The sequence below is a fragment of the Acinetobacter pengchengensis genome, assembly GCF_982235305.1.
The window spans coordinates 2219824-2241500 of the sequence record NZ_CEVATJ010000001.1 but is presented as its reverse complement, the minus strand read 5'-3'; the positions used below and the strand labels follow the sequence as shown (position 1 = coordinate 2241500).

Below are 21677 nucleotides of genomic sequence, written 5' to 3'. Positions count from 1 at the left end.
GGTTTATTCAGATACAGGATTCTTTTTCAGGTTGCGCATGAGTAAGTTCAATGTTTCACGATGGTGTGAAAGACGCTGTTCAACCAATTGGAATTCAACTTTTAATTTGTCATCCATTTGGTGGATTTTTTCAGCTACAGACGCTTTTTTCGCCTGAATTTCTTGCTCTTTTAACTTTGCCCAATCGTTCAGAGTTTGAGTAAAGGCATCATATTCTTGCGAAATACGGCTTTTAACTTGGCCAATGTCATCATTTACATTGTGTCCATAGACCGCCAAGTCTTGCTCTACATATTTAAAACGCATCGCCAATTCTGCTTTTTTAATATTAAAGCTTGGAATACGGCGTAAGTTTTTCGCTAAGCCCAACTTCGAGCATGTCCAAATTAACCATTTGGTTGGGTCATATTGCCACCATTTTACGCCATTACGATAATCGTACTGGAAAATGTGGTGATAGTTATGATAACCCTCGCCCCAAGTGGCAATGGCTAACCAGAAGTTATCACGCGCGGTATTTTCGTCAGTATAAGGACGTGAACCCCACATATGACATAGTGAGTTAATAAAGAAGGTAACATGGTGGCTTAAAATCAGACGCATTAAACCGCCCAATAACAACACGCCCCAAATATCGCCTACAGCCCAACCTATTGGCACCAAAATACCAACGTGCACTGCAATCACGAGCGGAATATAGTATTTGTGTTGGAACATCACCAACTTGTCATTTAACAAATCTGGTGCATTTTTAAAGTTTGGCTCTGCAGCAGGATAGTCACGTAACATCCAGCCCATGTGCGCATACCAGAAGCCGTTATTAATTGAATATGGGTCTTTTTCGATGTCATCGACATGACGGTGATGGGTACGGTGACCTGAACCCCAATACAGAATACTGTTCTGCACGGCAAAGGTACCCATGATCATTAAAATGATTTTTAATGGTAAAGTCGCTTCATAAGCACGATGTGCCCATAAACGGTGATAACCTGCTGTAATACCCAAGCTACTTACGCCAAGTAATACAAACATACTGATCCAAGCGGCAAGGCTAAAATCATGGTGATACGCATATAACGGAATCGCGATAACAGCTACAATGGGTAAAACCACCAGAGCAAACACAGCGACCCAGTTAATTGGGGCTTGAGGTAGGGGAGCATTCATCTCCAACAGCACTCCTAGAACCTTGGGAGGTATAAATGGACCTTAATCCGTTACAACGTTATGACCGATCTGTAGATTGAAATCATAGTATTAAGTTATATGGGGATTAATTTTTTCGCATATTAGCATGAGCGTATTCACGATCACAGTATTATTGTACAGTTGTATTGTACTGGGTGGTAACAGAATATAATGGTATCTGCGAGATTTTACGGAAATAGAGTATACGGCAACCAAACAAGCACGATAAATCAATCATTTATCCATCAAAATACTTGAGGTTGTGCCGCTCACAAGTGTTGCATCATCAGTTTAGGATAATCGGTAATTAAACCCTGAACACCCAAATCTTTAAGTTGTTTGGCACGTTCAATTTGGTTGACTGTCCAAACGCTGATATTCAGTTTGGCTTGTTGTGTGGCCTGAATGAGTGCATCAGTTGCGAGTTCATTCATCCAACCAATTTGGCAACAGCCAAATGCTAAAGCCTGGTCAATGGCCTGATATTGCAAATTATCTTCAACCAATAAACCGCGTTTAAAGCGTGATTTTTGTTGTTGCAAGGCCCAATGAATTTTTGGATCAAAACTGGTGATGATGGCGTTGTGTTCAAAACCCTGTAAATGTTGCTCTAAACTTTGGGTAATTTTTTCGGCATCGGCATGCGAGTCGACTGCTTTAACTTCTACTTCAATATGATCAAAATTTTGAATAATGCTCATGGTTTGATTGAGTAGGGGCGTGGTTTCAACTTTATTCCAGTCTGACCACATCACCGCATGGTTATAATGGTTTAAATCTTCCAGACTACATTCATACAACGCTTTGTCTTGTCCTGTGGTGCGGATGAATTGATCATCATGCATAACCACCAAGGCATTGTCTTTGAGTTGACGCACATCAAATTCGACGGCACGAATACCAATATTTTGAATATATTCAAAACCACCAAGCGTGTTTTCAGGTGCTTCGCCACGCGCACCGCGATGACCAATTATGCGCATAATGTGCCCATGAATTGAAGGTTTGCTTTCATTTTGCAAGTACGACGTGACAGAGGGATGACAACTCTTATTTTGGTCAGATGGTGTGAAAATTCAAGCACCATCTGCTGTGATTTTTTAGATGTAAAATCAGGACTTTATTTTAGTTTCCGATGTCAGTTACTAATGCTGTCATTGATATTTTTTTGCCAAAGTACTTCGCTGCCACCTTCGGCGCGTTGCAAGCTGCGCGATGCGACAAATAGCCAGTCAGACAGTCGATTTAGTAATTGCAAAGACGGTGCTTGAATATTTTGATCACGGTTGTGGACGGTCATTAAACTGCGTTCTGCACGGCGGCATACGGCACGGGCTTGATGTGCATAACTGCATGCCAATGTACCTGCAGGCAGAATAAATTCTTTGAGCATTGGCAGGCTTTCATTCATGCGGTCAATGTCTTGTTCTAGGAACTCAATCGCAAGTGGTTGTACGAGATGGTAATTGGGGATACAGACTTCACCGCCTAAATCGAATAGCCAGTGCTGAATCAGGCTAAGCGATTTGTCCCAAGTGTTTTTGTCTTGAATGTTGCTATGTGTAATTTGTGAGCGCAATACGCCAATGCAGGCATTGAGTTCATCGACATCACCCAGTGCATGAATGCGTAAGTCGTCTTTGGCAACACGTGAGCCATCGCCCAGTCCTGTTGTACCTGAGTCGCCTGTGCGGGTATAAATTTTACTTAAACGGTGGCCCATAATTTGTCCTGCCTAAAAAATGAAAAAAAGGATAATGTCGGTCAAAACATTATCCATAAACTGCGCTGTTTTAAATTGTTTTTTGAGCCATTGCGTTAAATTAATAACGGAAAGTGACTCCTACAGAGGCTTGACGGCCGCCGTTGATGTACCAAGTATCAGTGCTTGAGTAGACTGCTTTGTATTTCACATCACCAATGTTTTGGATATTGGTGAACAATTTGATATTTGGATTTACATTCCAAAATGCATTGAGATCAATCGTTGCATAGCCAGGAATTTTAACGGAGTTTTGGCTTGCTTGAGCTTTTGCATGAGAACGAGCAACAAGAGCAGTATTTACACCATAAGTTCCGTCATCATATCCTGCTGTAAAGGTAAAGGTTTGACGTGGACGACGCACGAGTTCAAACCCAGTAGATTCATCTTCTGTTTTTACGTAAGCATATTCAGCAGATGTAAAAAGTTGATCTTTTTTCCAATTTAGTCCGAGCTCACCACCAGTCATATTGGCATCATCAATATTGACATATTGCCATGAAGCATTTGATCCAATTAGGTTTTTAACCTTAGTGTAATACACAGACGCATTTGCACTTAAACCATAGTTAAGTTGTTGATCTAGACCAATTTCATAAGAAATACTTTCTTCTGGTTTGAGATCTTGATTTCCATAAAAACCAGCATATAACTGATAGGCTGTTGGCGCTTTAAATGCAGAGCCAATATTGGCATAAATACTTGTCAACGGGGCAATTTGTAAACGCCCAGCTATTTGCCCTACAGTGTGTTGGCCAAATTGATCATCATCTTCTAAACGGATACCTGCTTGAGTGTGTATGCCCGCATTATTATATTGATGTTGTAAGTAATACCCTGTAGATCCAAGGTTTTTCTTCCCAGATAGGTAATCATAAGTCACATCGGTATCTTGCGTTGATACACCGAACAAAATGTTTTGTTTTGGAGTGAACTTCCAATTTAAATTGATGTCACCTTCATTGCGCTCACTATCATAGGCATAAGAATATGTTTCAATATAAGTTGCTTCATCTTGATAATTTGAATAGCGGGCATTTAATGTTAATGCATCTGTGAATTGGTATAGGCCATTCCAATTGATCAATTGATTTTTAAAATCACGTTTAGCCGTATTTGTACCTGTAGAATAGTCTAAATAGTGATTGATTCCTTCATTTTCACTAATAGACACGTTTGTTTTAAAATTATCTTGTTTGTATCCAATCTTAGCGCTATAGCCTTTTTGGTCATAGCTCGCTTGGTCATTATTCTGTGTATTTAAGATTTCTGTACCGTCACTTTCTAAGCGTTGACCACGAATTTGAGCAAAAAAACCATCTTGAGCTAGATCTAATCCTACCAGTGCTTTATATGTGTTGTTCTCACCATATAAGCCAGTAATGAATGCACTATTTTTTTCTGGGGTATCTGTCAGTAATTGGATTACCCCACCAATTGCATCAGAACCATATTGAACCGAAGCTGGTCCTTTAAGAATTTCAATTTGACTAATGTCAGATAAATCTAAAAGTTCGGTATTATTTTTACCGTTAATTCCTTCAATTAAAGCAGCACCATCTTTAAGTACTAAAGTATGATTTGAATTTGTACCACGGGTGAAAATGGAAGTTGTTTGCCCAAGACCGCCAGTTTGAACAACATTTAATGCGGCATCTTGTTTGACTAGATCATTTAAGTTAAGGGCTGGATTTTTTGCGATTTCACTTTTTGAAATTACAGAAATACGGGCAGGAACGTCTTTAATCTTTTTTTCAGAACGTGTTGCAGTGACAACCAATGTATCTAAAGATGTATTAATACTGTCTTGTGCAGATGCTGTTGCGGAGAAACCCATCGCAATAGCGATTGCGCCCACTAAAGCTGTAGGCTGAAATAAATTTGGCATGCTGGCTCCATACATTCACCCCCCGTGAATGATTGAGTTAAATGGCGCAATAAGCAGGTCTCCGGACTTAAATATAAATATTGCGAACAATATTGGTATATCCATCTTCCCACACGAGTGCAGTGATGTAAGTGCAAACACTTATAAAGATATACGTTTCGTTTTACCGTTGCGGGGGCAGTGTTGGACTCTCACCAACTTCCCTAAAGCATAGTGCTCAGACTTATTGCATTTGGGCGAAGTATAAGGTTTGTATGCGAATTAAACAATCTATGTAAAGATTTTTCAGGATGAACTTTACGCAAGGCGAAAAAATTGCATTACAATGATTCGCCCTTTATTTATAGATCAGCTATAAATAGGGTTGAGCCAGAGTTATAACCTATGCGAACCCGTGCCAAAATTTGTGGGATTACCCGTAGCCAAGATATTCAAGCTGTGGTCAATGCAGGGGCAGATGCAATTGGTTTTGTATTTTTCCCGCCTAGTCCACGCCATGTCAGTGCAGTTCAAGCTAAAGAATTGATTCGACATGTGCCTGCCTATGTGCAAACTGTTGGACTTTTTGTGAATGCCACTGCGGATGATATTGCGGATGTGTTAAAACAAGTGGCACTGGATATTATTCAGTTTCATGGCGATGAAACACCAGAAGACTGTCAGGCGATTGCAGCACAGGTTGGGCGTCGCTGGTATAAAGCCATTCAAGTGAAACCTGAACTGGATGTAGTTGCAGAAGTTCAACGCTTTCAACAGGCAGGGGCAAGCGCAGTACTTTTAGATGCGTGGCATCCAGAATTGAAAGGTGGAACAGGACACAGTTTTGACTGGTCAAATTTCCCCAAACTCGATATTCCTTTAATTTTGGCGGGTGGTTTAAACCCTGAAAATATTGAAGATGCAATACAGACGACTCAAGCCTATGCTGTTGATGTCAGTGGTGGGGTAGAGTCAGCAAAAGGTATTAAAGACCAACAACTCATAGAAAGCTTCATGCAAGGAGTCCAACGTGGATCAGCAAAGTACAAATCACAATAACTCAGTGATTGACTATACCCAATTCCCAGATGCAAAAGGGCATTTTGGGATCCATGGCGGACGTTTTGTGTCAGAAACGCTGATGGCGGCTTTACAAGATTTAGAAAAACTGTATTTCCGCATGAAAGATGATCCGCAGTTTTTGGCAGAATTCGACCGCGATCTCGCCTACTATGTAGGTCGTCCTAGTCCTTTGTATTATGCTGAGCGATGGTCAAAAGAGTTGGGTGGTGCGCAAATTTACTTAAAACGTGAAGATTTGAACCATACTGGCTCACATAAAGTGAATAACACCATTGGTCAGGCATTACTGGCAAAGTTGTCTGGTAAAAAACGCATTATTGCCGAAACAGGCGCTGGTCAGCATGGTGTGGCAACCGCAACGATTGCAGCCCGCTTAGGTTTAGAGTGCGTAGTGTTCATGGGTGCAGAAGACGTCAAACGTCAGGCCATGAACGTGTATCGCATGCGTTTATTGGGTGCAACTGTTGTACCTGTGGAAAGTGGCTCTAAAACATTAAAAGATGCCATGAACGAAGCCATGCGTGATTGGGTGACCAATGTTGACTCTACATATTACGTGATTGGTACAGTCGCTGGCCCACACCCATATCCACAATTGGTACGTGATTTCCAGTCAATTATTGGTCGTGAAGCACGTCGTCAAATTCAGGAGCAGGCAGGTCGTTTACCTGACGCACTTGTGGCGTGTGTTGGTGGTGGTTCCAATGCGATGGGCTTGTTCTATCCATTCCTGAACGATGCCGAAGTGAAAATGTACGGTGTCGAAGCTGCAGGTTTGGGCATTGAAACAGGCAAACACTCTGCGCCATTGAATGCAGGACACGTAGGCGTATTGCACGGTAACCGTACTTATTTAATGTCGGATGCGCAAGGTCAGATTATTGAAACCCATTCTATTTCTGCAGGTCTAGATTACCCAGGTGTAGGGCCAGAGCATAGCTTCTTAAAAGATATGCACCGTGTCGATTATGTGCCAATCAATGACCAAGAAGCTTTGCAAGGTTTCCGTGACCTAACCCGTATTGAAGGGATCATTCCTGCATTGGAAAGTTCACATGCGATGGCGTATGTCACCAAGCTTGCGCCAACTATGGATAAAGACCAAATCATTATTGCGACCGTTTCAGGTCGTGGTGATAAAGACTTAATGACTGTTGCACGTTTAGATGGCGTAGAAATGGTAGATATGTAAATTGCCACATGCTCGAAATAGAGCAGGCTAGATTTTCAATTCCTTAATCGTGCTGAAGCAATTCGGCACGATTTTTTAATTGGATCATTTAAAAATTCTCGCTACTTTAAAACCATTAAAGCTAAAAATTATGTAGGGGATGGGTATGCCAAGTTTATTTATTGTCATGTTGGGTGGGCGTCATGCACGGGCCAATACCGAAGTACATGATGTGGTACTTGCAGTGGGTGATGCTTTAGAAGAAACCTATCCTCAACTCAAGCAGGCTTGGTTTGCAGAGCCGAAAGGTTTGCATATTGATGCATGGGCGCAAATTAATGGTGTTGCGTTTGAAGGCAAATCTTACTATTTAAAATTTACCGATGCGCAGCCGAATCAGGTAGAAAACCGACTGTATTTAATTAATTTAGGTGGATATGATCCGCGAGAGTTTGGTGAGTTACATCGTTATGTTTTGGTGGTGGCGCAAAACCCAATGGTGGCAAAACAGCGTGGTAAAGCCTATTTTGCTCAGCACTGGCAAAAACAACATACCGATCGGGTATTAGAAGTGGATGATTGTATTGCGATAGATCAGGTGCATGGTCGCTATGTGCAATTGGTTGAAGGGTCATTTTCAGGCAATCGCTGGGAAAATACCTATCTGACTTTGAAGGCTGATGCTTAAAAGTATTCAGAATATTGAGGCAGAAATAGATTAATTTATGTTTTGTATATTTAGTAAGCGCTCAGGCCTTAAAATGGTAAAACAATCTATGTTTTTATAGTTTTTTGAACAAAATCATAAGCTGCGGGTTTTTTGTACATGCATTTGTAGGCATAATACGACCAAAGATGAATTGTTTTTAGACAACAGGGAATGTCTTCAATGGATTTAATTCAGGCGAATGGACAACCGCATTATGGACGCTTTAGTGAACTTCCCAAAAAAATTGATTATCAGGCTTACCAATATAAATCACCGTATGGTGAGGTATTGTCAGGTTGGCGTAAGCGATTAAAATATAAAAAGTTTAAATTTTGTAGTATTCAACACGAACACTATACCATTGGGCTTGCGATTGCCGATATTGCTTGGGCAGGGCACGGTTTTGTCTATATTTATAATCACATGACGGGAGAAGTACAGGAATGGAATGCGATTAATTTATTATCGCGTAATACTGTTTTAGATGAGCAACCGTTATTTAATCAAAGTTTTTTTGAAAAATCGCCATTTCAAATTGAAATTCAACATGCCAATGGTGTGCGTTATATCCGCGTGACCAAATACGGTGAAATAAAACTCAGTGCGCGGATATTTTGTGCAGGCACAGACCCGCTGAGTATGTGTAGCCCAACGGGTATTAATGGTTGGACTTACACCCAAAAACTGACCACGCTCGGCTGTGAAGGCTATTTTGTCAATAAAACCGGACAAACCATTCAATTCCATGAACGCACCTTTGCTTCTTTAGATGACACCTGCGGGTTTTTACGTCCTGAAACGGCATGGTTTTGGTTGTCGTGTAACTTCTGGGGTACCGAAAACCGTCGTGTAGGCTTGAATCTGGCGTCTGGAGTGAATGAAAGTTTTGGCAATGAAAACTGTTTGTGGATTAATGGGGTGCTGTATCCATTAACAGATGTGTTGTTCCAACTTGAAGATGATGGTTCGTGGAGTATTCGTTCACTGGATCATCGCTTGAATTTAACTGTTAGTACTGGTTGGCGCCGTTATGAAAACTTGAATTTGCGTCTAGTCGGCAGTCAGTTTAGCCAATGGCAAGCCAAAATTAGCGGTACTATTCAACAAAATGGCACCGAAATTATTTTGTTAAACGAATACGGCTTGCTTGAACAGCATTATGCCAAGTGGTAGGGCAGGTTTTTAACTAAGATTGTACGTCACCACTTGCAGATCAATCCTGTGATTTCATCTACCACTCAATTGAAACGCCATTGAGTTTTTACATAATCTGCAAAAAAAGTCGCATTATGCAATTTCACTATGCGTTCAGAATTGGCATGATACTGCGAAATATATCAAGGTGAGTTTCACATGGCACAAGGTCTTTTGGCGGGTAAGCGTTTTTTAATTGCTGGTATTGCAAGTAAATTATCTATCGCATTTGGTATTGCAGAAGCATTGCATCGTGAAGGTGCAGAATTAGCATTTACTTATCCGAATGAAAAACTCAAAAAACGTGTTGATGACTTCGCTGCACAATTTGGCTCAAGCATTGTATTGCCTTGCGATGTAGGTGTAGATGCAGAAATTGAGCAAGCTTTTGCTGACTTGGCAAAGCACTGGGATGGTTTGGATGGTTTGGTTCACTCGATTGGTTTTGCACCTGCGCATACTTTAGACGGTGACTTTACCGATGTTACAGATCGTGATGGTTTCAAAGTTGCGCATGATATTAGTGCTTATAGCTTTATTGCGATGGCACGTGCTGCAAAACCATTATTACAAGCACGCCAAGGTTGCTTATTGACTTTGACTTATCAAGGTTCTGAGCGCGTGATGCCAAACTACAACGTCATGGGTATGGCAAAAGCATCTTTAGAAGCGGGTGTACGTTACTTGGCTTCAAGTTTGGGTGCTGAAGGTATTCGTGTAAATGCAATTTCTGCAGGACCAATTCGTACGCTTGCAGCTTCAGGTATTAAATCGTTTCGTAAAATGTTAGACCTGAATGAAAAAGTTGCACCTTTAAAACGCAACGTGACCATTGAAGATGTCGGTAATGCTGCACTATTCCTCTGTTCACCATGGGCCAATGGTATTACCGGTGAAATTCTGTATGTCGATGCAGGTTTTAACACCGTGGGTATGAGTGCAGAATTAATGCTAGATGCTGAATAGGCATTGCATCAAGCAGATAGAACCGAAGTTTAGACTTCGGTTTTTTTATCGCTGCATTTTAAGTAAGAGGTATTTTATAGATTGCGGTAATTTTATTTTCTTCTTTGGCACGTCTGCTGCTATAAATAGATGAGTTGACAATATTTCAAAATAAAACTGGGTTTTAGGTCTTAAAAATGAATGCGGAACAATTGCAAAAAACGTTACATGCCAGTCAATATGCAGAACAAGTTTTGGCAAATCACGAAAGCCTGTTACAGCAGGATTATGCAATTGACCAATTTCTAAAACCGCTGAGCGCAGACTATATTCATCAACTGGTAATTTCGACTTTACAAGACATTCAAGATGAAACCTTGTGGATGAAAACCCTGCGAATTTTACGCGCGCGTTTAATGTTTCGCTGGATTTGGCAAGATGCCAACCAACTCACCGATGTGGTGACGTTGACGCAGGAACTTTCAGACTTTGCCGATATTTGTGTGCAAGTTGCCAAAGATTTTGCGCGGATTCCGTTGGTTGCCAAGCATGGCGAACCGATGGGATATAACGGCAAAGTCCAAGACCTGATTGTGGTCGCCATGGGCAAGCATGGTGCGCAGGAATTGAATTTATCCAGCGACATCGACCTGATTTTTGCCTTTGATGAACAAGGTGAAACCAATGGACGCAAGTGTATTGAAGTGCAGCAATTCTGCATCTTATGGGGACAAAAACTGATCTATCTATTAGATCATATCACCGCCGATGGTTTTGTTTTTCGTGTCGATATGCGTTTACGTCCGTGGGGCGATGGTTCAGCATTGGCAATTAGCCACGTGGCATTGGAAAAATATTTAAGTCAGCATGGACGTGAATGGGAACGCTATGCTTGGATTAAGGCACGTATTATCACAGGCGGGCAAGAAGGTCATGAATTACTGCAAATGACCCGACCTTTCGTATTCCGCAAGTATGTCGATTACACCGCCTTCGAAGCTATGCGCGAAATGAAAGCTATGATTGAACGCGAAGTGCAGCGCCGTAATATCGAAGACAATATTAAATTGGGCGCAGGTGGAATTCGTGAAGTTGAATTTATTGTGCAGGTTTTTCAGCTAATTTACGGTGGTTCAAAACTAGAATTACAAGATCGCCAGTGTTTGGTGAGTTTGCGCCATTTGGGCGAAGCCGAATTGCTAGAACCGCAAGCCGTACTTGATTTGGAAGATGCTTATTTATTCCTACGCCGAGTTGAACATGCCATTCAAGCCTTGAATGATCAGCAAAGCCAAGCTTTACCAACCGAACCTGAGTTACGTGCACGCATTAGCGATACTTTGGGCTTTGCCGATTGGGATAGCTTTATGCAGACCCTAAATGAAAAACGTGCCAAAGTCATTTATCAGTTTGAACATTTAATTAAAGAAAATGAACCCGATTCTTTGCTGGAAAATTACAGTCAGCTAGAAAAACAGCTCGATGCGGTATTGGACGACCAAGCGAAAAATTTAGTGCATGAGTTCTGGTATGGACATGCCACTAAAAAACTCACCGCCAAAGCTTTGCAGCGTTTAAAAACCTTTTGGCCACACCTGATTGAGGCGGTGTTACAGTCGGAAAACCCACAGATGGCGCTAATGCGTTTAATGCCATTGGTTGAATCTGTACTGCGTCGTTCCGTGTATTTGGTCATGTTGATTGAGAGTAAGGGCGCTTTACAACGCTTGGTGAAAATGGCCACGGTCAGCCCATGGATTTGTGAAGAATTGACGCAATATCCTGTGTTGCTAGATGAGTTTTTGTCTATGGATTTTGAATTGCCAAAACGCAGCGATTTGGAAGATTCTTTGCGCCAACAATTGTTGCGCATTGAACTGGATGAAGTCGAAGACCTCATGCGGGTGCTACGTTTATTCAAAAAATCCAACGTATTGACCGTTGCAGCGAGCGATGTACTAGCAGAAAGTCACTTAATGAAAGTGTCAGATGCTTTAACTGATATTGCCGAAGTGACCGCAAATGCAGCCCTGCAACTAGCCTATCAAATGATTGTCAAAAAGCATGGTTATCCACTAGACAGTGAAGGGCAGCGTTGTGGTTTAGAGCATAACGCTTTTGCCATTATTGGTTATGGCAAAGTGGGTGGCATTGAACTGGGTTACGGCTCAGATTTAGATGTAGTTTTTATTCACAACATGGATGAACAGGCCGATACTGATGGTATTAAACCCATCAGTGGCTTTGAATTTGCCATGCGGGTAGCGCGTAAATTTGTATCTTTAATGACCACGCAAACTTTAGATGGTCGCGTTTATGATGTCGATACCCGTTTACGTCCTTCGGGAGATGCGGGTTTATTGGTGACCAGTTTACGGGCCTTTGAGCAATATCAACTGAAAAGTGCATGGCTGTGGGAGCATCAGGCTTTGGTGCGTGCGCGCAGTATTGCGGGAGATCAAGATTTACGTGACAAGTTTGAAGTGTTGCGTTGTAAGATTTTAACCCAGCCGCGTGACGAAGCTTATGTCCGCAGCGAAGTGCTGAAAATGCGTCAAAAAATGAAAGATCATTTGGGTTCATCTAAAGAGCAAAAAAAAGATGGAATTTTTCATTTAAAACAGGATGCAGGTGGTATCGTTGATATCGAATTTATGGCACAGTATGCGGTATTAGCCTGGAGTGGGTCGAATCCTGATCTCGCCCATTATTCCGACAACGTAAGAATCCTTGAAGATGCCGCAAAAACAGGTTGCTTATCCAGCGACGATGCGACAGCATTGATTCAAGCTTATCTCCGTGAACGAGCCGAAAGCCACCGCTTAGCCCTTGCAAATCAATCCATGCAAGTCAATGCTGCGGACTGGTACGATACCCGTGAGGTCGTTTGCAAGTTATGGCAAAGATTAATTGATCCGACTGCAATGTCTGCGTTGGATTAAAATGACTATTGTATAAACATTTGGAGTGTGTGCCATGAATTTGGCTGATCGTGATGGTTTTATTTGGCAAGATGGACAATTGGTTGACTGGCGTGATGCAAAAATTCACGTCTTAACGCATACCTTACACTACAGTATGGGTGTGTTTGAGGGTGTCCGCGCTTATGAAACGCCAAACGGAACTGCGATTTTCCGTCTTCAGGACCATACTAAGCGTTTGTTAAACTCTGCAAAAATCTATCAAATGAAAGTACCATTTGATCAAGCAGCTCTAGAACAGGCGCAAATTGATGTGGTACGTGAAAACAAACTTTCATCGTGCTATTTACGCCCTTTAATCTGGATTGGTTCTGAAAAACTGGGTATTGCTGCAACCAATAACACCATTCATGCTGCGGTTGCGGCTTGGGGTTGGGGGGCATACTTGGGTGAAGAGGCAATGGCTAAAGGCATTCGCGTTAAAACTTCATCATTTACGCACCATCATCCAAACGTGACTATGTGTAAAGCCAAAGCTTCAGGTAACTACACCTTGTCTATTCTTGCACACCAAGAAGTCGCGCAAGCAGGCTATGATGAAGCCATGTTGATGGACCCACAAGGTTATGTATGCCAAGGTTCTGGTGAAAACGTATTCTTAATTAGAGATGGCGTTTTACACACACCAGACATCGCAGGCGGTGCTTTAGATGGTATTACGCGTCAAACAGTGATCACCATTGCTAAAGACTTGGGTTATGAGGTGGTTGAACGCCGTATTACACGTGATGAATTCTACATTGCCGATGAAGCCTTCTTTACAGGTACAGCAGCGGAAGTCACCCCAATTCGTGAATATGATGACCGTGTGATTGGTTGTGGTTCACGTGGCCCAATTACCACTGAAATTCAAAAAACTTTCTTTGATGCAGTTCAAGGTAAGAATGACAAATATGCACACTGGTTGACTTACGTTAAATGAGTCACGCTTGCGTGCCTGGGTGAAGAGAATTGACTCAGGTGTGATGACCCCATTCAGGCAGTGCTTGAATGGGGTTTTATTTTGTCTGCTATTACCTTATGAGCTCGCTAAACATCGAGCAAGATTTATCACTCACGTTAGCGATATAAATGAATAATCAATTATTTCTTCGTTGAGTTAGTGATGTGCAAATTTGATCTTAACGATAAATTTAGTTGCTCAAAACATAGGTTTTTTATAGCGAGAGGCAATCCCTGTAATTGGTGAGATTTGATGTTAAAAAGCGCTCAGTCTGTCGAATGTGATAGGAGATAGCGAATCAAATATGTGAAAAGTATAGTAAAAAATGGACTAAAAATGAGAATTTAACCATTCAGTTAAAAATAAACCGACTTAAAATGTAACAAAAGTTAAAATGAAGTTAAAGTAAAAATTCCATAAAAACAAAATCTTAATCTAGAAGTTAAGAAATATATTTTTTTATTATCCCTAAAATTTGGGTCACAAATTTTAGGGAGTGAGCTGCTCCCTAGTTTTTTGTGATGTCATTTAAAACAGTACTTTAATCATCCTAATTTACTGAAATTCAAGGTTTATTCAATATTGTGTGAAATAGCGCGTATAGATGGTTTTTTGTGAGAAATACCTAAAATGAAGAAGCTTGCTAAGGATTGAGTTTCAATAATTCTAACGATATCTCAAGCGAGTGAATGATTAAAAAATGGTTTTTTATAAGAGTTATGGAGAAATGAAATGTCTAAATTTATTAAAACAGCTGCAGCTGTGGTGGTTTTCGGCGCTTTTTCAACGGTAACAATGGCAGGTGGTGGCGGCAATCACGGTCCTAAACCAGACCCTAAGCCAACCCCAGTATGTAACGAAGGGCCTTGCACAGGAAGTATACCAATTCAAGTGACTGTACCTAAGCGTTGTGAGCTGAAAGTGAAAACACCAAGTATCTCATTAAAAGATGGTGCAGAAGCTTCAGGTCAATTTTTGGTTGGAGCGAATGCAGACTACAACTTATTAGTCGATACCGACAACCGTGTTGGTGGAGGCAAAACAACCAAATCTGAAGCTAAATCAGGTAGCCATGCCGTGGGCTTAACCGTTGAAACCAAGCGTACGGGTTCATCGTCTGTGATTAAGTTAAATGATCAGCAAACCAATATTGCGCCAGGCAGCAATGGCTGGAACACTTACAATGTCTTTGTTAAAAGTGACAGCGTAGGTATTTCTAAACCAGCGGGTACTTATACCGATAAATACAACATTCGAGTGTCATTCTAATACGTTTGAACTCAATCTGAATGAGTTGGCTTTGCCGATGGGTGGAGTCAACTTTTTAGTCTAAATAAATACAAAATAAGACATTGCTGGGGGAAGCATGAAACGATTATTGAAATATATGCTGATTGCAAGTTGCTTATGTGTAGAAGCTGTTTATGCAAACATGGTGATTTCACCTACACAAATGTATTTGGGCGATAAAGCACGACAACGCAGTGCAACGGTTGTGATGGAAGCCACTGATCTTACCGAACCGAAAAGCTTTGAAATGTTTGCCTATAAATGGACGCAAAATGCTCAGGGTGAAGATGTACTAGAGCCAGATCAAGACCTTTTAATTAATCCAAAAAACTTTGTTTTACAACCTAATACGCAACAAATTATTCGTGTAGGTTTTAGCCGACCACTTTCGAAGGAAGAAATGGCGCAAGAAAAAACTTGGCGCATTGTTTTTAAAGAAATTGCTCCTGTAGTGGAAGAAGACGCCTTACAATTTTTATTCACAATTTCTGTTCCTTTATTTGTGGGTAAGCAAGAAGCCATTCAGGTAACAGCAACCCCGCGTTATCAAAATGATCATTTATTTTTAGAGATAGAAAATCATGCTGGATCGCATGTGCAAATTTCTTCAATCAGTATTTTGAATCAACAAAAACAACCTGTCGCAACTACTCGTGAAATGAAATATTTGTTGAATCAACAAAAGCACAGCTTTGATATGGGGCAAATCAAACTGAGTGATTTGAAAAATTACATACTCAAACTTGAAACAGATAAAAGTGAGCAAGCCATTGAGTTGAAAATGAAGGGCTAAATCATGCATAGAACTCGACTGTTTTTTGCGCTGCAAAGTGTCCTGTGGGGGATACCATTACAAGCCGCTGCTGCTCAGCCTGAAATGGTATTAAATAGTGTCTGGCTAAATGGCGTTGATCGTGTCGTTGAAAGTCTAGTATTGCAGCAGGACGGGCAACGTTATATGGAATGTGAAGTCTTGCAACAATTGGGTTTGCTGCAAGAGCGCTTACAAAAACACAGCGCACAAACTCAGTTCTGTTCTGTAAGCACCAATGAAATTCAGTCCGTGCAAGACGCTGCGCTGCAAGCCATTAAACTGACTGTACCAGCCAGCTATTTTATTGATGCACAATTTACCCAAACGCATGCGATTCCCTCAAAAGCGGACTTGGGTGGCTTTTTAAATTATGATGTGCTGTATGCACGTTATGATAATTACAATGAAATAAATGGCTTGGCGGAGCTTGGTATTTTTAAAGATTACTGGATTTTTAAAAATGCCATGATGTATCGCAAAGAGGTAGAACAAGATCAAGATAAGCTACTGCGTTTGAATACCAGTTTTGAAATAGAGTTTCCATCACGTTATCAGCGTTTAACCTTGGGTGATAACACAAGTGTTTATAATCCATTATTAGATACATTTAGATTTGGCGGTGTATCTTTTGGTTCAAATTTTAGTAGTTATCCAGATTTTATTTATTGGAATGTACCCACCTTAAGGGGGAGTGCTGTACTGCCATCCACAGTCGATTTATACATTAATGGTATCAATTTATATCAACAACAGGTTACGCCTGGACACTATAGCTTAAATACAGGTGCCAATATTCAGCAGTCGGGTGAGGCGCAGGTGGTGGTGGAAGATGTATTGGGTAACCGTACCGTGCAATCCTTTCCTGTCTATGTCACCACGCAATTACTCAAACCTGGGTTAAATGAATATAACTTTTCTGCAGGCAAGTTGCGTTATGACTATGACTACGTGTCAGATGATTATCGTGAGTTTTTTGGCAACCTTTATTTCAGACGCGGGATTACTGACAGCACGACCTTAGGCACTAATTTAAGTTACAGCAAGGATGTGCAAAATGTTGGTTTGTTATGGACGCAAGCTATCAACAAATATGCCTTGTTAGATACGCATGCAGCTTCTAGTCACAGTGATTGGGGCGATGGCTATACCTTTGGCGCTTCGCTAAGCCGGAGTGGAAGTTGGATTGCGCTTGGTGCAAGTCATAAATACTACAGTCCTGAATATCGCGGTTTGGGATATAGCAATACGACGCAAACAGTGGAATACGACAATTTAGCTTATGTCAGTATTTTTAATATTCCTTTAATCAACACCTTAAATGTGAATTATCTTGAGCGCCGTTATCATCCAAATGCAAATAATAGTTTTACAGATAGCCAAATGCTTACAGTCGGTTTTTCTCGTATGTTGGGACGTCAAACCTCAATATCGTTTTCTTATTATAAAGACTTGAAAATGCAGGATAGCGACGGAGCCTATTTAACGCTGAATTATCAATTTGACCAACGCCGCAGTGCGCAGCTTTCACATAATTTTGAAGAACAAACCCAGTTACGTTATGCGCAAAGCAGCCTAACTCAAAATGGTGTGGATTACACGCTTGCTGTGCGCCATCAGCAAGCTGAAGGGGATATTGGTGTAAATGCTTATACAGCCCTGAAAATGCCGATGGGCAATTTATATTTAAGCCACGATGAAAGCGAGCGCTTTAGTTATAGTCAAGCCAATTATCAGGGTGCAGTGGTTTGGTTAGATCGAAAATGGGCCATGACCAAATACGTAGACAATGCCTTTGCATTGGTAAATGTCGGTGATATTCCAAATGTAGAAGTACAACGGGCTTTAACACCAGTCGGCAAAACCAATCAAAAAGGCTATGTGTTTGTGCATGACATTGTACCTTACGTCAATTACGACGTGTCTTTTGATCAAGACCAGTTAGACATGTATGACAGCTTTGAATATTCAAGCCAAAAAGTGATTGGTATGAATCAACGTGGTTATAAAGTGAATTTTCCTGTGCAGCGTACAGGATTGATTATATTACGTTTACTTACAGCTGATCAGCAGCCGTTTGTGCAGGGAAGTGAGGTGTATTTAAGTCGTGATACCACTGAGTTTGTACCTGTGGGCAGTGATGGAAATGTACATTTATATGGTGTGAAACCCGGCAGCTATACGCTAAAAGTCAAAACCAAAGGTGGAAAGATTTGCCATAGCCAGCTTGAAGTACCTCAAGTTAAAGCTGGCACGGTTCCGCAAACAACGCAAATGGATTTGATTTGTCAGTAAGCATGTCAGCATGATGAGTGAGGGTGAGAAAAATGAAAAGATTAGAGATCGTAAAAAAAATAAGCCTGTTGTTGTGTGGCTGTTGGGTCTGTGTTCCTGCACAGGCCTGCACCATTGGTTCGGTGAGTGAGTCTTTATTGCAAATGAGCGCTCAATACCGTAGTCAGACGGCAACCAGTTTTAATGTGCACTGTGATCGGGGTTATAGCATTCAGTTTAGTAGTCGTAATTTACGGGACAAGCACGGCAGCAGTTTTGTGAATAATGGTGCTCACCGTTTACGGACCAGTATGCGCATTATGGGTGCAAAAAATAATCTGTGGAACACACCAATTGAAGGACAGACTTCTGCATCAGGGCATAAATACAGTGTAGCGGTACAGTTAGATGAACAGCCGAGTTTGACAACGCCAGCAGGACGCTATACCGATGAGTTATATGTTAACTTACTGTTTTAGATGTTTTGATTTATAACAGACTCAAGATGATGTATTGAGCAGGTCGGTATTGAATATTTGCTTTTTTCATGTGTTATTAGGCTAAATGACAGCAAATTATGGGGGTTGCTAGCTTTTTAAAATTGAAAAAAATGACAAACGTGTCACCAAAGCATCATATTATTGCAATGCTGCTGTATTAGGCTAACGAGCATAAAATAAGAATTGAGCAGAAAGGCGATGAGTAATGTATTGGCAAAGCAGAGCAGTAAATTAGAGCGTTACAGCGATGCGTTTAAATTTTATTTCAAACAAAATCAAAAACAAAAAAGCAGCCAATCCACTTCTGATCTATCAGACCTTGTCCGCCCACGTTTAAAAATCGCCCTTGTGACAGAAACCTGGCCACCCGAAATTAATGGTGTAGCACGTTCATTGCAGCAATTGTGCAAAGGCTTACAGGCACTTGGACATAAAATTCTGCTCATACGCCCTGAACAAAAACAGCATGATGGTCAGTTTCAGCCCTATAAAGAATGTCTAGTTAAAGCCCAAGCGATTCCTAAATATCATAATTTGCAATTCGGCTGGCCACAGTGGTCTAAAGTTTCGCAGGCGCTAGATGAGTTTCAACCCGATGTGGTGCATATCGTCACTGAAGGTCCTTTGGGTCTAGCTAGTTTACAAATTGCAAAGTCCAAAAATATTCCAATATCGAGTGGTTTTCACTCTGCTTTTCAGGATTTTAGCCGTTTTTTCGATTTGGCATTTTTACTCAAACCCATTCAGCATTATCTAAAATGGTTTCATAACAATACCTTGCTCACTTGTGTGCCAAGTAGTCATACTGAAAAATCATTGCGTCAGTTTGGCGTGCAAGGGCCTCTGGTGGTGGTTGGGCGTGGTGTTGATGCCGAATATTTTTCCCCAGATTTTCGTTCGCCTCAACTTAGAGCGAGCTGGGGTGCCAGTGAAAACACGCGGGTGATGTTGTATGTAGGGCGTCTATCACCTGAAAAAGAAGTCAATCTTATTATTGATGCCTATCAGTGTATGCCAAAAAATACTGAACAGCCTGTGAAATTGGTGATTGTCGGGGATGGGCCAGACCGTGAGCATTTAGAAGCTATGAACACTCAGGGAGATATTGTTTTTACAGGTAGTTTAAGTGGCACAGCACTTGCACAAGCCTATGCCAGTGCCGATGTGTTTGCTTTTGCCAGTCAGGTCGAAACCTTTGGCAATGTCGTGTTAGAAGCCATGGCCAGTGGCTTGCCTGTCATTGCTTATGACTATGCTTGTGCACGTTTACATATAAAACCGAATGAAACAGGTTGGTTGAGTCCACTCGGTCAGCCAGAAAACTTGGTCGGTCATATCCACCGACTTCCCAATCTTACAACCCTTAGACAGATGGGCGAACGCGCCCGCAAAGCGACTTTAAATATTGGCTGGCAGTATCCAGTCCAACAATTTGAGCAAGCGTTATATCAGGTGGCGAAGGAGCTACACATGCCATCTTAGCTATACGCCAAAGAGGAGAGAACTGATGAAGTTTAAAAATGCAAAAATAAGAATGCTGGATCTCGACTTAAAAGGCTGTTTGTATCTTAACCATTTTTCCCACTCTCAGCGGGTGGCACAATTTTTTAAAGTCATTAGCCGTTTGGGCGACGGTGTGTTCTGGTATGTCATGCTCGCAAGTGCTTGGGTGATGCAGGGCATTGGCTATAGTTTACAAATTATTTATCTGTTATTAGGCGGTTCTGTTGGTACAGGTATTTATAAATATTTAAAACAAAAAACAGTCCGTCCGCGCCCATATCAGGTACACCAAGTGATTCGTTTGGGGGAACGTCCCTTAGATCATTTTAGCTTCCCCTCCGGTCACACTTTGCATGCAGTCATGACCACGACGGTTTTGGGTTATATCCAGCCAGTATTGTTGATGTTGATGTTGCCTTTTACGATTTTGGTGGCCATTTCCCGTATGATTTTAGGCTTGCACTATCCGAGTGATGTGGCGGTTGGGGCGATGATTGGCGGTGCAGTGGCGAGTGCGATTATTTTGGCCGCGCCTTATGTAAATATTGTTTTATAAGTCTGGATAAAACCAAATCGAAAATTCAGTGGAGAATGGCAGGCAGCCCATGCGAAATTTGTTAAAGTAGTCGCTGTCTTGACTAGAATAGGGAATACACATGGGTTTACGTTGGACAGACAGCATCGACATTGCCATTGAGTTGTATGAGGCGCATCCTGATGTTGATCCGCAATGGATTCGTTTTACCGATTTACACGCTTGGGTTTGTGCTTTACCAGAATTTGAGGATGATCCTGAAAAATCGACTGAAGGCATCTTGGAAGCCATTCAAATGGCGTGGATTGATGAAGCGCGTTAATTTAGCGGTATGAAGCAAGATTGATTTGCCGATCAAGGTCCTGCACAATGCGCTTCATATCGAAAAAAGCAATTTTTTTACACATCAAAAGCAGAAAATAGCCCATTATTCGGTATAATGCGGCAAAATTTTCGTGTCAACATTGACTTAAGGAGCCAATCATGGCTATTGAACGTACTTTATCTATCGTAAAACCAGATGCAGTTGCTAAAAACCACATCGGTGACATCTTTGCTCGTTTCGAAAAAGCTGGTCTTAAAATCGTTGCGACTAAAATGAAACACCTTTCTCAAGCTGAAGCTGAAGGCTTTTATGCAGAGCACAAAGAACGTGGTTTCTTTGGTGACCTAGTTGCGTTCATGACTTCTGGTCCAGTAGTTGTGTCAGTTCTTGAAGGTGAAAACGCAGTTCTTGCTCACCGCGAAATTTTAGGTGCAACAAACCCTAAAGAAGCTGCACCAGGTACAATTCGTGCAGATTTCGCTGTAAGCATCGACGAAAACGCTGCTCACGGTTCAGACTCAGTTGCATCTGCAGAGCGTGAAGTAAACTACTTCTTTGCTCAAACTGAAGTTTGCCCACGTACTCGTTAATAC

Annotated in this window: 19 protein-coding genes and 1 riboswitch; of the genes, 15 read left to right on the top strand and 4 right to left on the bottom strand. The window is 41.4% G+C overall.

Annotated elements, in window-relative coordinates:
- Positions 1-3 precede the first annotated feature (3 nt).
- The 4 genes from AC0T5Z_RS10875 to AC0T5Z_RS10860 all read right to left on the bottom strand — a co-directional run bounded on the left by AC0T5Z_RS10875 (position 4) and on the right by AC0T5Z_RS10860 (position 4841).
- Positions 4-1170 (bottom strand): acyl-CoA desaturase, encoded by a 1167-nt coding sequence (locus AC0T5Z_RS10875; protein WP_435336995.1) that lies wholly within the window; start codon positions 1168-1170, stop codon positions 4-6.
- Positions 1171-1460: 290 nt separating this feature from the next.
- Complete coding sequence (locus tag AC0T5Z_RS10870) at positions 1461-2174, bottom strand: glycerophosphodiester phosphodiesterase (protein ID WP_435336994.1); 714 nt, start codon at positions 2172-2174, stop codon at positions 1461-1463.
- A 155-nt stretch (positions 2175-2329) separates the two neighbouring features.
- Positions 2330-2914: a cob(I)yrinic acid a,c-diamide adenosyltransferase gene (locus AC0T5Z_RS10865; RefSeq protein ID WP_168418570.1), complete on the bottom strand. Its 585-nt coding sequence runs from the start codon at positions 2912-2914 to the stop codon at positions 2330-2332.
- Between the two features lie 100 nt (positions 2915-3014).
- Positions 3015-4841 (bottom strand): TonB-dependent receptor plug domain-containing protein, encoded by a 1827-nt coding sequence (locus tag AC0T5Z_RS10860; protein ID WP_435336993.1) that lies wholly within the window; start codon positions 4839-4841, stop codon positions 3015-3017.
- A gap of 35 nt (positions 4842-4876) precedes the next feature.
- Positions 4877-5083, bottom strand: a riboswitch (cobalamin riboswitch).
- A 142-nt stretch (positions 5084-5225) separates the two neighbouring features.
- On the opposite strand from AC0T5Z_RS10860, the gene AC0T5Z_RS10855 reads away from it, so the two are divergent.
- From AC0T5Z_RS10855 to ndk, 15 genes are all read left to right on the top strand, one after another.
- Positions 5226-5879, top strand: coding sequence for a phosphoribosylanthranilate isomerase (locus AC0T5Z_RS10855; RefSeq protein WP_435336992.1), 654 nt, complete (start codon positions 5226-5228; stop codon positions 5877-5879).
- The gene (trpB, locus tag AC0T5Z_RS10850) at positions 5851-7095 is read left to right on the top strand and encodes a tryptophan synthase subunit beta (protein WP_435336991.1); all 1245 of its coding nucleotides are present in this window, start codon (positions 5851-5853) and stop codon (positions 7093-7095) included. Before AC0T5Z_RS10855 ends, trpB begins: the two co-directional genes overlap by 29 nt.
- 145 nt (positions 7096-7240) lie before the next feature.
- Entirely contained in the window at positions 7241-7762 is a 522-nt protein-coding gene (locus tag AC0T5Z_RS10845; RefSeq protein ID WP_435336990.1) for a DUF1543 domain-containing protein, read from the top strand.
- A 201-nt stretch (positions 7763-7963) separates the two neighbouring features.
- A complete protein-coding gene (locus tag AC0T5Z_RS10840) occupies positions 7964-8956 on the top strand; it encodes a DUF2804 domain-containing protein (protein WP_435336989.1) in 993 nt (330 codons plus the stop codon).
- Positions 8957-9136: 180 nt separating this feature from the next.
- Positions 9137-9943 (top strand): enoyl-ACP reductase FabI, encoded by an 807-nt coding sequence (locus AC0T5Z_RS10835; RefSeq protein ID WP_019836285.1) that lies wholly within the window; start codon positions 9137-9139, stop codon positions 9941-9943.
- A 176-nt stretch (positions 9944-10119) separates the two neighbouring features.
- Positions 10120-12864, top strand: a complete 2745-nt coding sequence (gene glnE / locus AC0T5Z_RS10830) for a bifunctional [glutamate--ammonia ligase]-adenylyl-L-tyrosine phosphorylase/[glutamate--ammonia-ligase] adenylyltransferase (RefSeq protein WP_291333719.1) — start codon at positions 10120-10122, stop codon at positions 12862-12864.
- Positions 12865-12898: 34 nt separating this feature from the next.
- Positions 12899-13825, top strand: a complete 927-nt coding sequence (locus tag AC0T5Z_RS10825) for a branched-chain amino acid transaminase (RefSeq protein WP_291333716.1) — start codon at positions 12899-12901, stop codon at positions 13823-13825.
- Positions 13826-14578: 753 nt separating this feature from the next.
- A complete protein-coding gene (locus AC0T5Z_RS10820) occupies positions 14579-15115 on the top strand; it encodes a hypothetical protein (RefSeq protein WP_435336988.1) in 537 nt (178 codons plus the stop codon).
- Positions 15116-15212: 97 nt separating this feature from the next.
- On the top strand, positions 15213-15929 hold the full coding sequence (locus AC0T5Z_RS10815; protein ID WP_435336987.1) for a fimbrial biogenesis chaperone: 717 nt from the start codon (positions 15213-15215) through the stop codon (positions 15927-15929).
- A gap of 3 nt (positions 15930-15932) precedes the next feature.
- Positions 15933-18242: a fimbria/pilus outer membrane usher protein gene (locus AC0T5Z_RS10810; protein ID WP_435336986.1), complete on the top strand. Its 2310-nt coding sequence runs from the start codon at positions 15933-15935 to the stop codon at positions 18240-18242.
- 32 nt (positions 18243-18274) lie between these two features.
- Positions 18275-18700: a hypothetical protein gene (locus tag AC0T5Z_RS10805; RefSeq protein ID WP_435336985.1), complete on the top strand. Its 426-nt coding sequence runs from the start codon at positions 18275-18277 to the stop codon at positions 18698-18700.
- A 219-nt stretch (positions 18701-18919) separates the two neighbouring features.
- Complete coding sequence (locus AC0T5Z_RS10800) at positions 18920-20203, top strand: glycosyltransferase family 4 protein (RefSeq protein WP_435336984.1); 1284 nt, start codon at positions 18920-18922, stop codon at positions 20201-20203.
- 25 nt (positions 20204-20228) lie between these two features.
- Positions 20229-20780: a phosphatase PAP2 family protein gene (locus tag AC0T5Z_RS10795; protein ID WP_291333705.1), complete on the top strand. Its 552-nt coding sequence runs from the start codon at positions 20229-20231 to the stop codon at positions 20778-20780.
- Positions 20781-20880: 100 nt separating this feature from the next.
- Positions 20881-21081 (top strand): Fe-S cluster assembly protein IscX, encoded by a 201-nt coding sequence (gene iscX / locus AC0T5Z_RS10790; RefSeq protein ID WP_019836293.1) that lies wholly within the window; start codon positions 20881-20883, stop codon positions 21079-21081.
- A 161-nt stretch (positions 21082-21242) separates the two neighbouring features.
- A complete protein-coding gene (ndk, locus tag AC0T5Z_RS10785) occupies positions 21243-21674 on the top strand; it encodes a nucleoside-diphosphate kinase (protein WP_004975092.1) in 432 nt (143 codons plus the stop codon).
- Positions 21675-21677: the final 3 nt, after the last annotated feature.

What these genes read in the sequence shown, in the direction of transcription:
- AC0T5Z_RS10875 (WP_435336995.1), bottom strand. Translation starts at nt 1,170, where the DNA reads ATGAATGCTCCCCTACCTCAAGCCCCAATTAACTGGGTCGCTGTGTTT.
- AC0T5Z_RS10870 (WP_435336994.1), bottom strand. Translation starts at nt 2,174, where the DNA reads ATGCGCATAATTGGTCATCGCGGTGCGCGTGGCGAAGCACCTGAAAAC.
- AC0T5Z_RS10865 (WP_168418570.1), bottom strand. Translation starts at nt 2,914, where the DNA reads ATGGGCCACCGTTTAAGTAAAATTTATACCCGCACAGGCGACTCAGGT.
- AC0T5Z_RS10860 (WP_435336993.1), bottom strand. Translation starts at nt 4,841, where the DNA reads ATGCCAAATTTATTTCAGCCTACAGCTTTAGTGGGCGCAATCGCTATT.
- AC0T5Z_RS10855 (WP_435336992.1), top strand. Translation starts at nt 5,226, where the DNA reads ATGCGAACCCGTGCCAAAATTTGTGGGATTACCCGTAGCCAAGATATT.
- AC0T5Z_RS10845 (WP_435336990.1), top strand. Translation starts at nt 7,241, where the DNA reads ATGCCAAGTTTATTTATTGTCATGTTGGGTGGGCGTCATGCACGGGCC.
- AC0T5Z_RS10840 (WP_435336989.1), top strand. Translation starts at nt 7,964, where the DNA reads ATGGATTTAATTCAGGCGAATGGACAACCGCATTATGGACGCTTTAGT.
- AC0T5Z_RS10835 (WP_019836285.1), top strand. Translation starts at nt 9,137, where the DNA reads ATGGCACAAGGTCTTTTGGCGGGTAAGCGTTTTTTAATTGCTGGTATT.
- glnE (WP_291333719.1), top strand. Translation starts at nt 10,120, where the DNA reads ATGAATGCGGAACAATTGCAAAAAACGTTACATGCCAGTCAATATGCA.
- AC0T5Z_RS10825 (WP_291333716.1), top strand. Translation starts at nt 12,899, where the DNA reads ATGAATTTGGCTGATCGTGATGGTTTTATTTGGCAAGATGGACAATTG.
- AC0T5Z_RS10820 (WP_435336988.1), top strand. Translation starts at nt 14,579, where the DNA reads ATGTCTAAATTTATTAAAACAGCTGCAGCTGTGGTGGTTTTCGGCGCT.
- AC0T5Z_RS10815 (WP_435336987.1), top strand. Translation starts at nt 15,213, where the DNA reads ATGAAACGATTATTGAAATATATGCTGATTGCAAGTTGCTTATGTGTA.
- AC0T5Z_RS10810 (WP_435336986.1), top strand. Translation starts at nt 15,933, where the DNA reads ATGCATAGAACTCGACTGTTTTTTGCGCTGCAAAGTGTCCTGTGGGGG.
- AC0T5Z_RS10805 (WP_435336985.1), top strand. Translation starts at nt 18,275, where the DNA reads ATGAAAAGATTAGAGATCGTAAAAAAAATAAGCCTGTTGTTGTGTGGC.
- AC0T5Z_RS10800 (WP_435336984.1), top strand. Translation starts at nt 18,920, where the DNA reads ATGAGTAATGTATTGGCAAAGCAGAGCAGTAAATTAGAGCGTTACAGC.
- AC0T5Z_RS10795 (WP_291333705.1), top strand. Translation starts at nt 20,229, where the DNA reads ATGAAGTTTAAAAATGCAAAAATAAGAATGCTGGATCTCGACTTAAAA.
- iscX (WP_019836293.1), top strand. Translation starts at nt 20,881, where the DNA reads ATGGGTTTACGTTGGACAGACAGCATCGACATTGCCATTGAGTTGTAT.
- ndk (WP_004975092.1), top strand. Translation starts at nt 21,243, where the DNA reads ATGGCTATTGAACGTACTTTATCTATCGTAAAACCAGATGCAGTTGCT.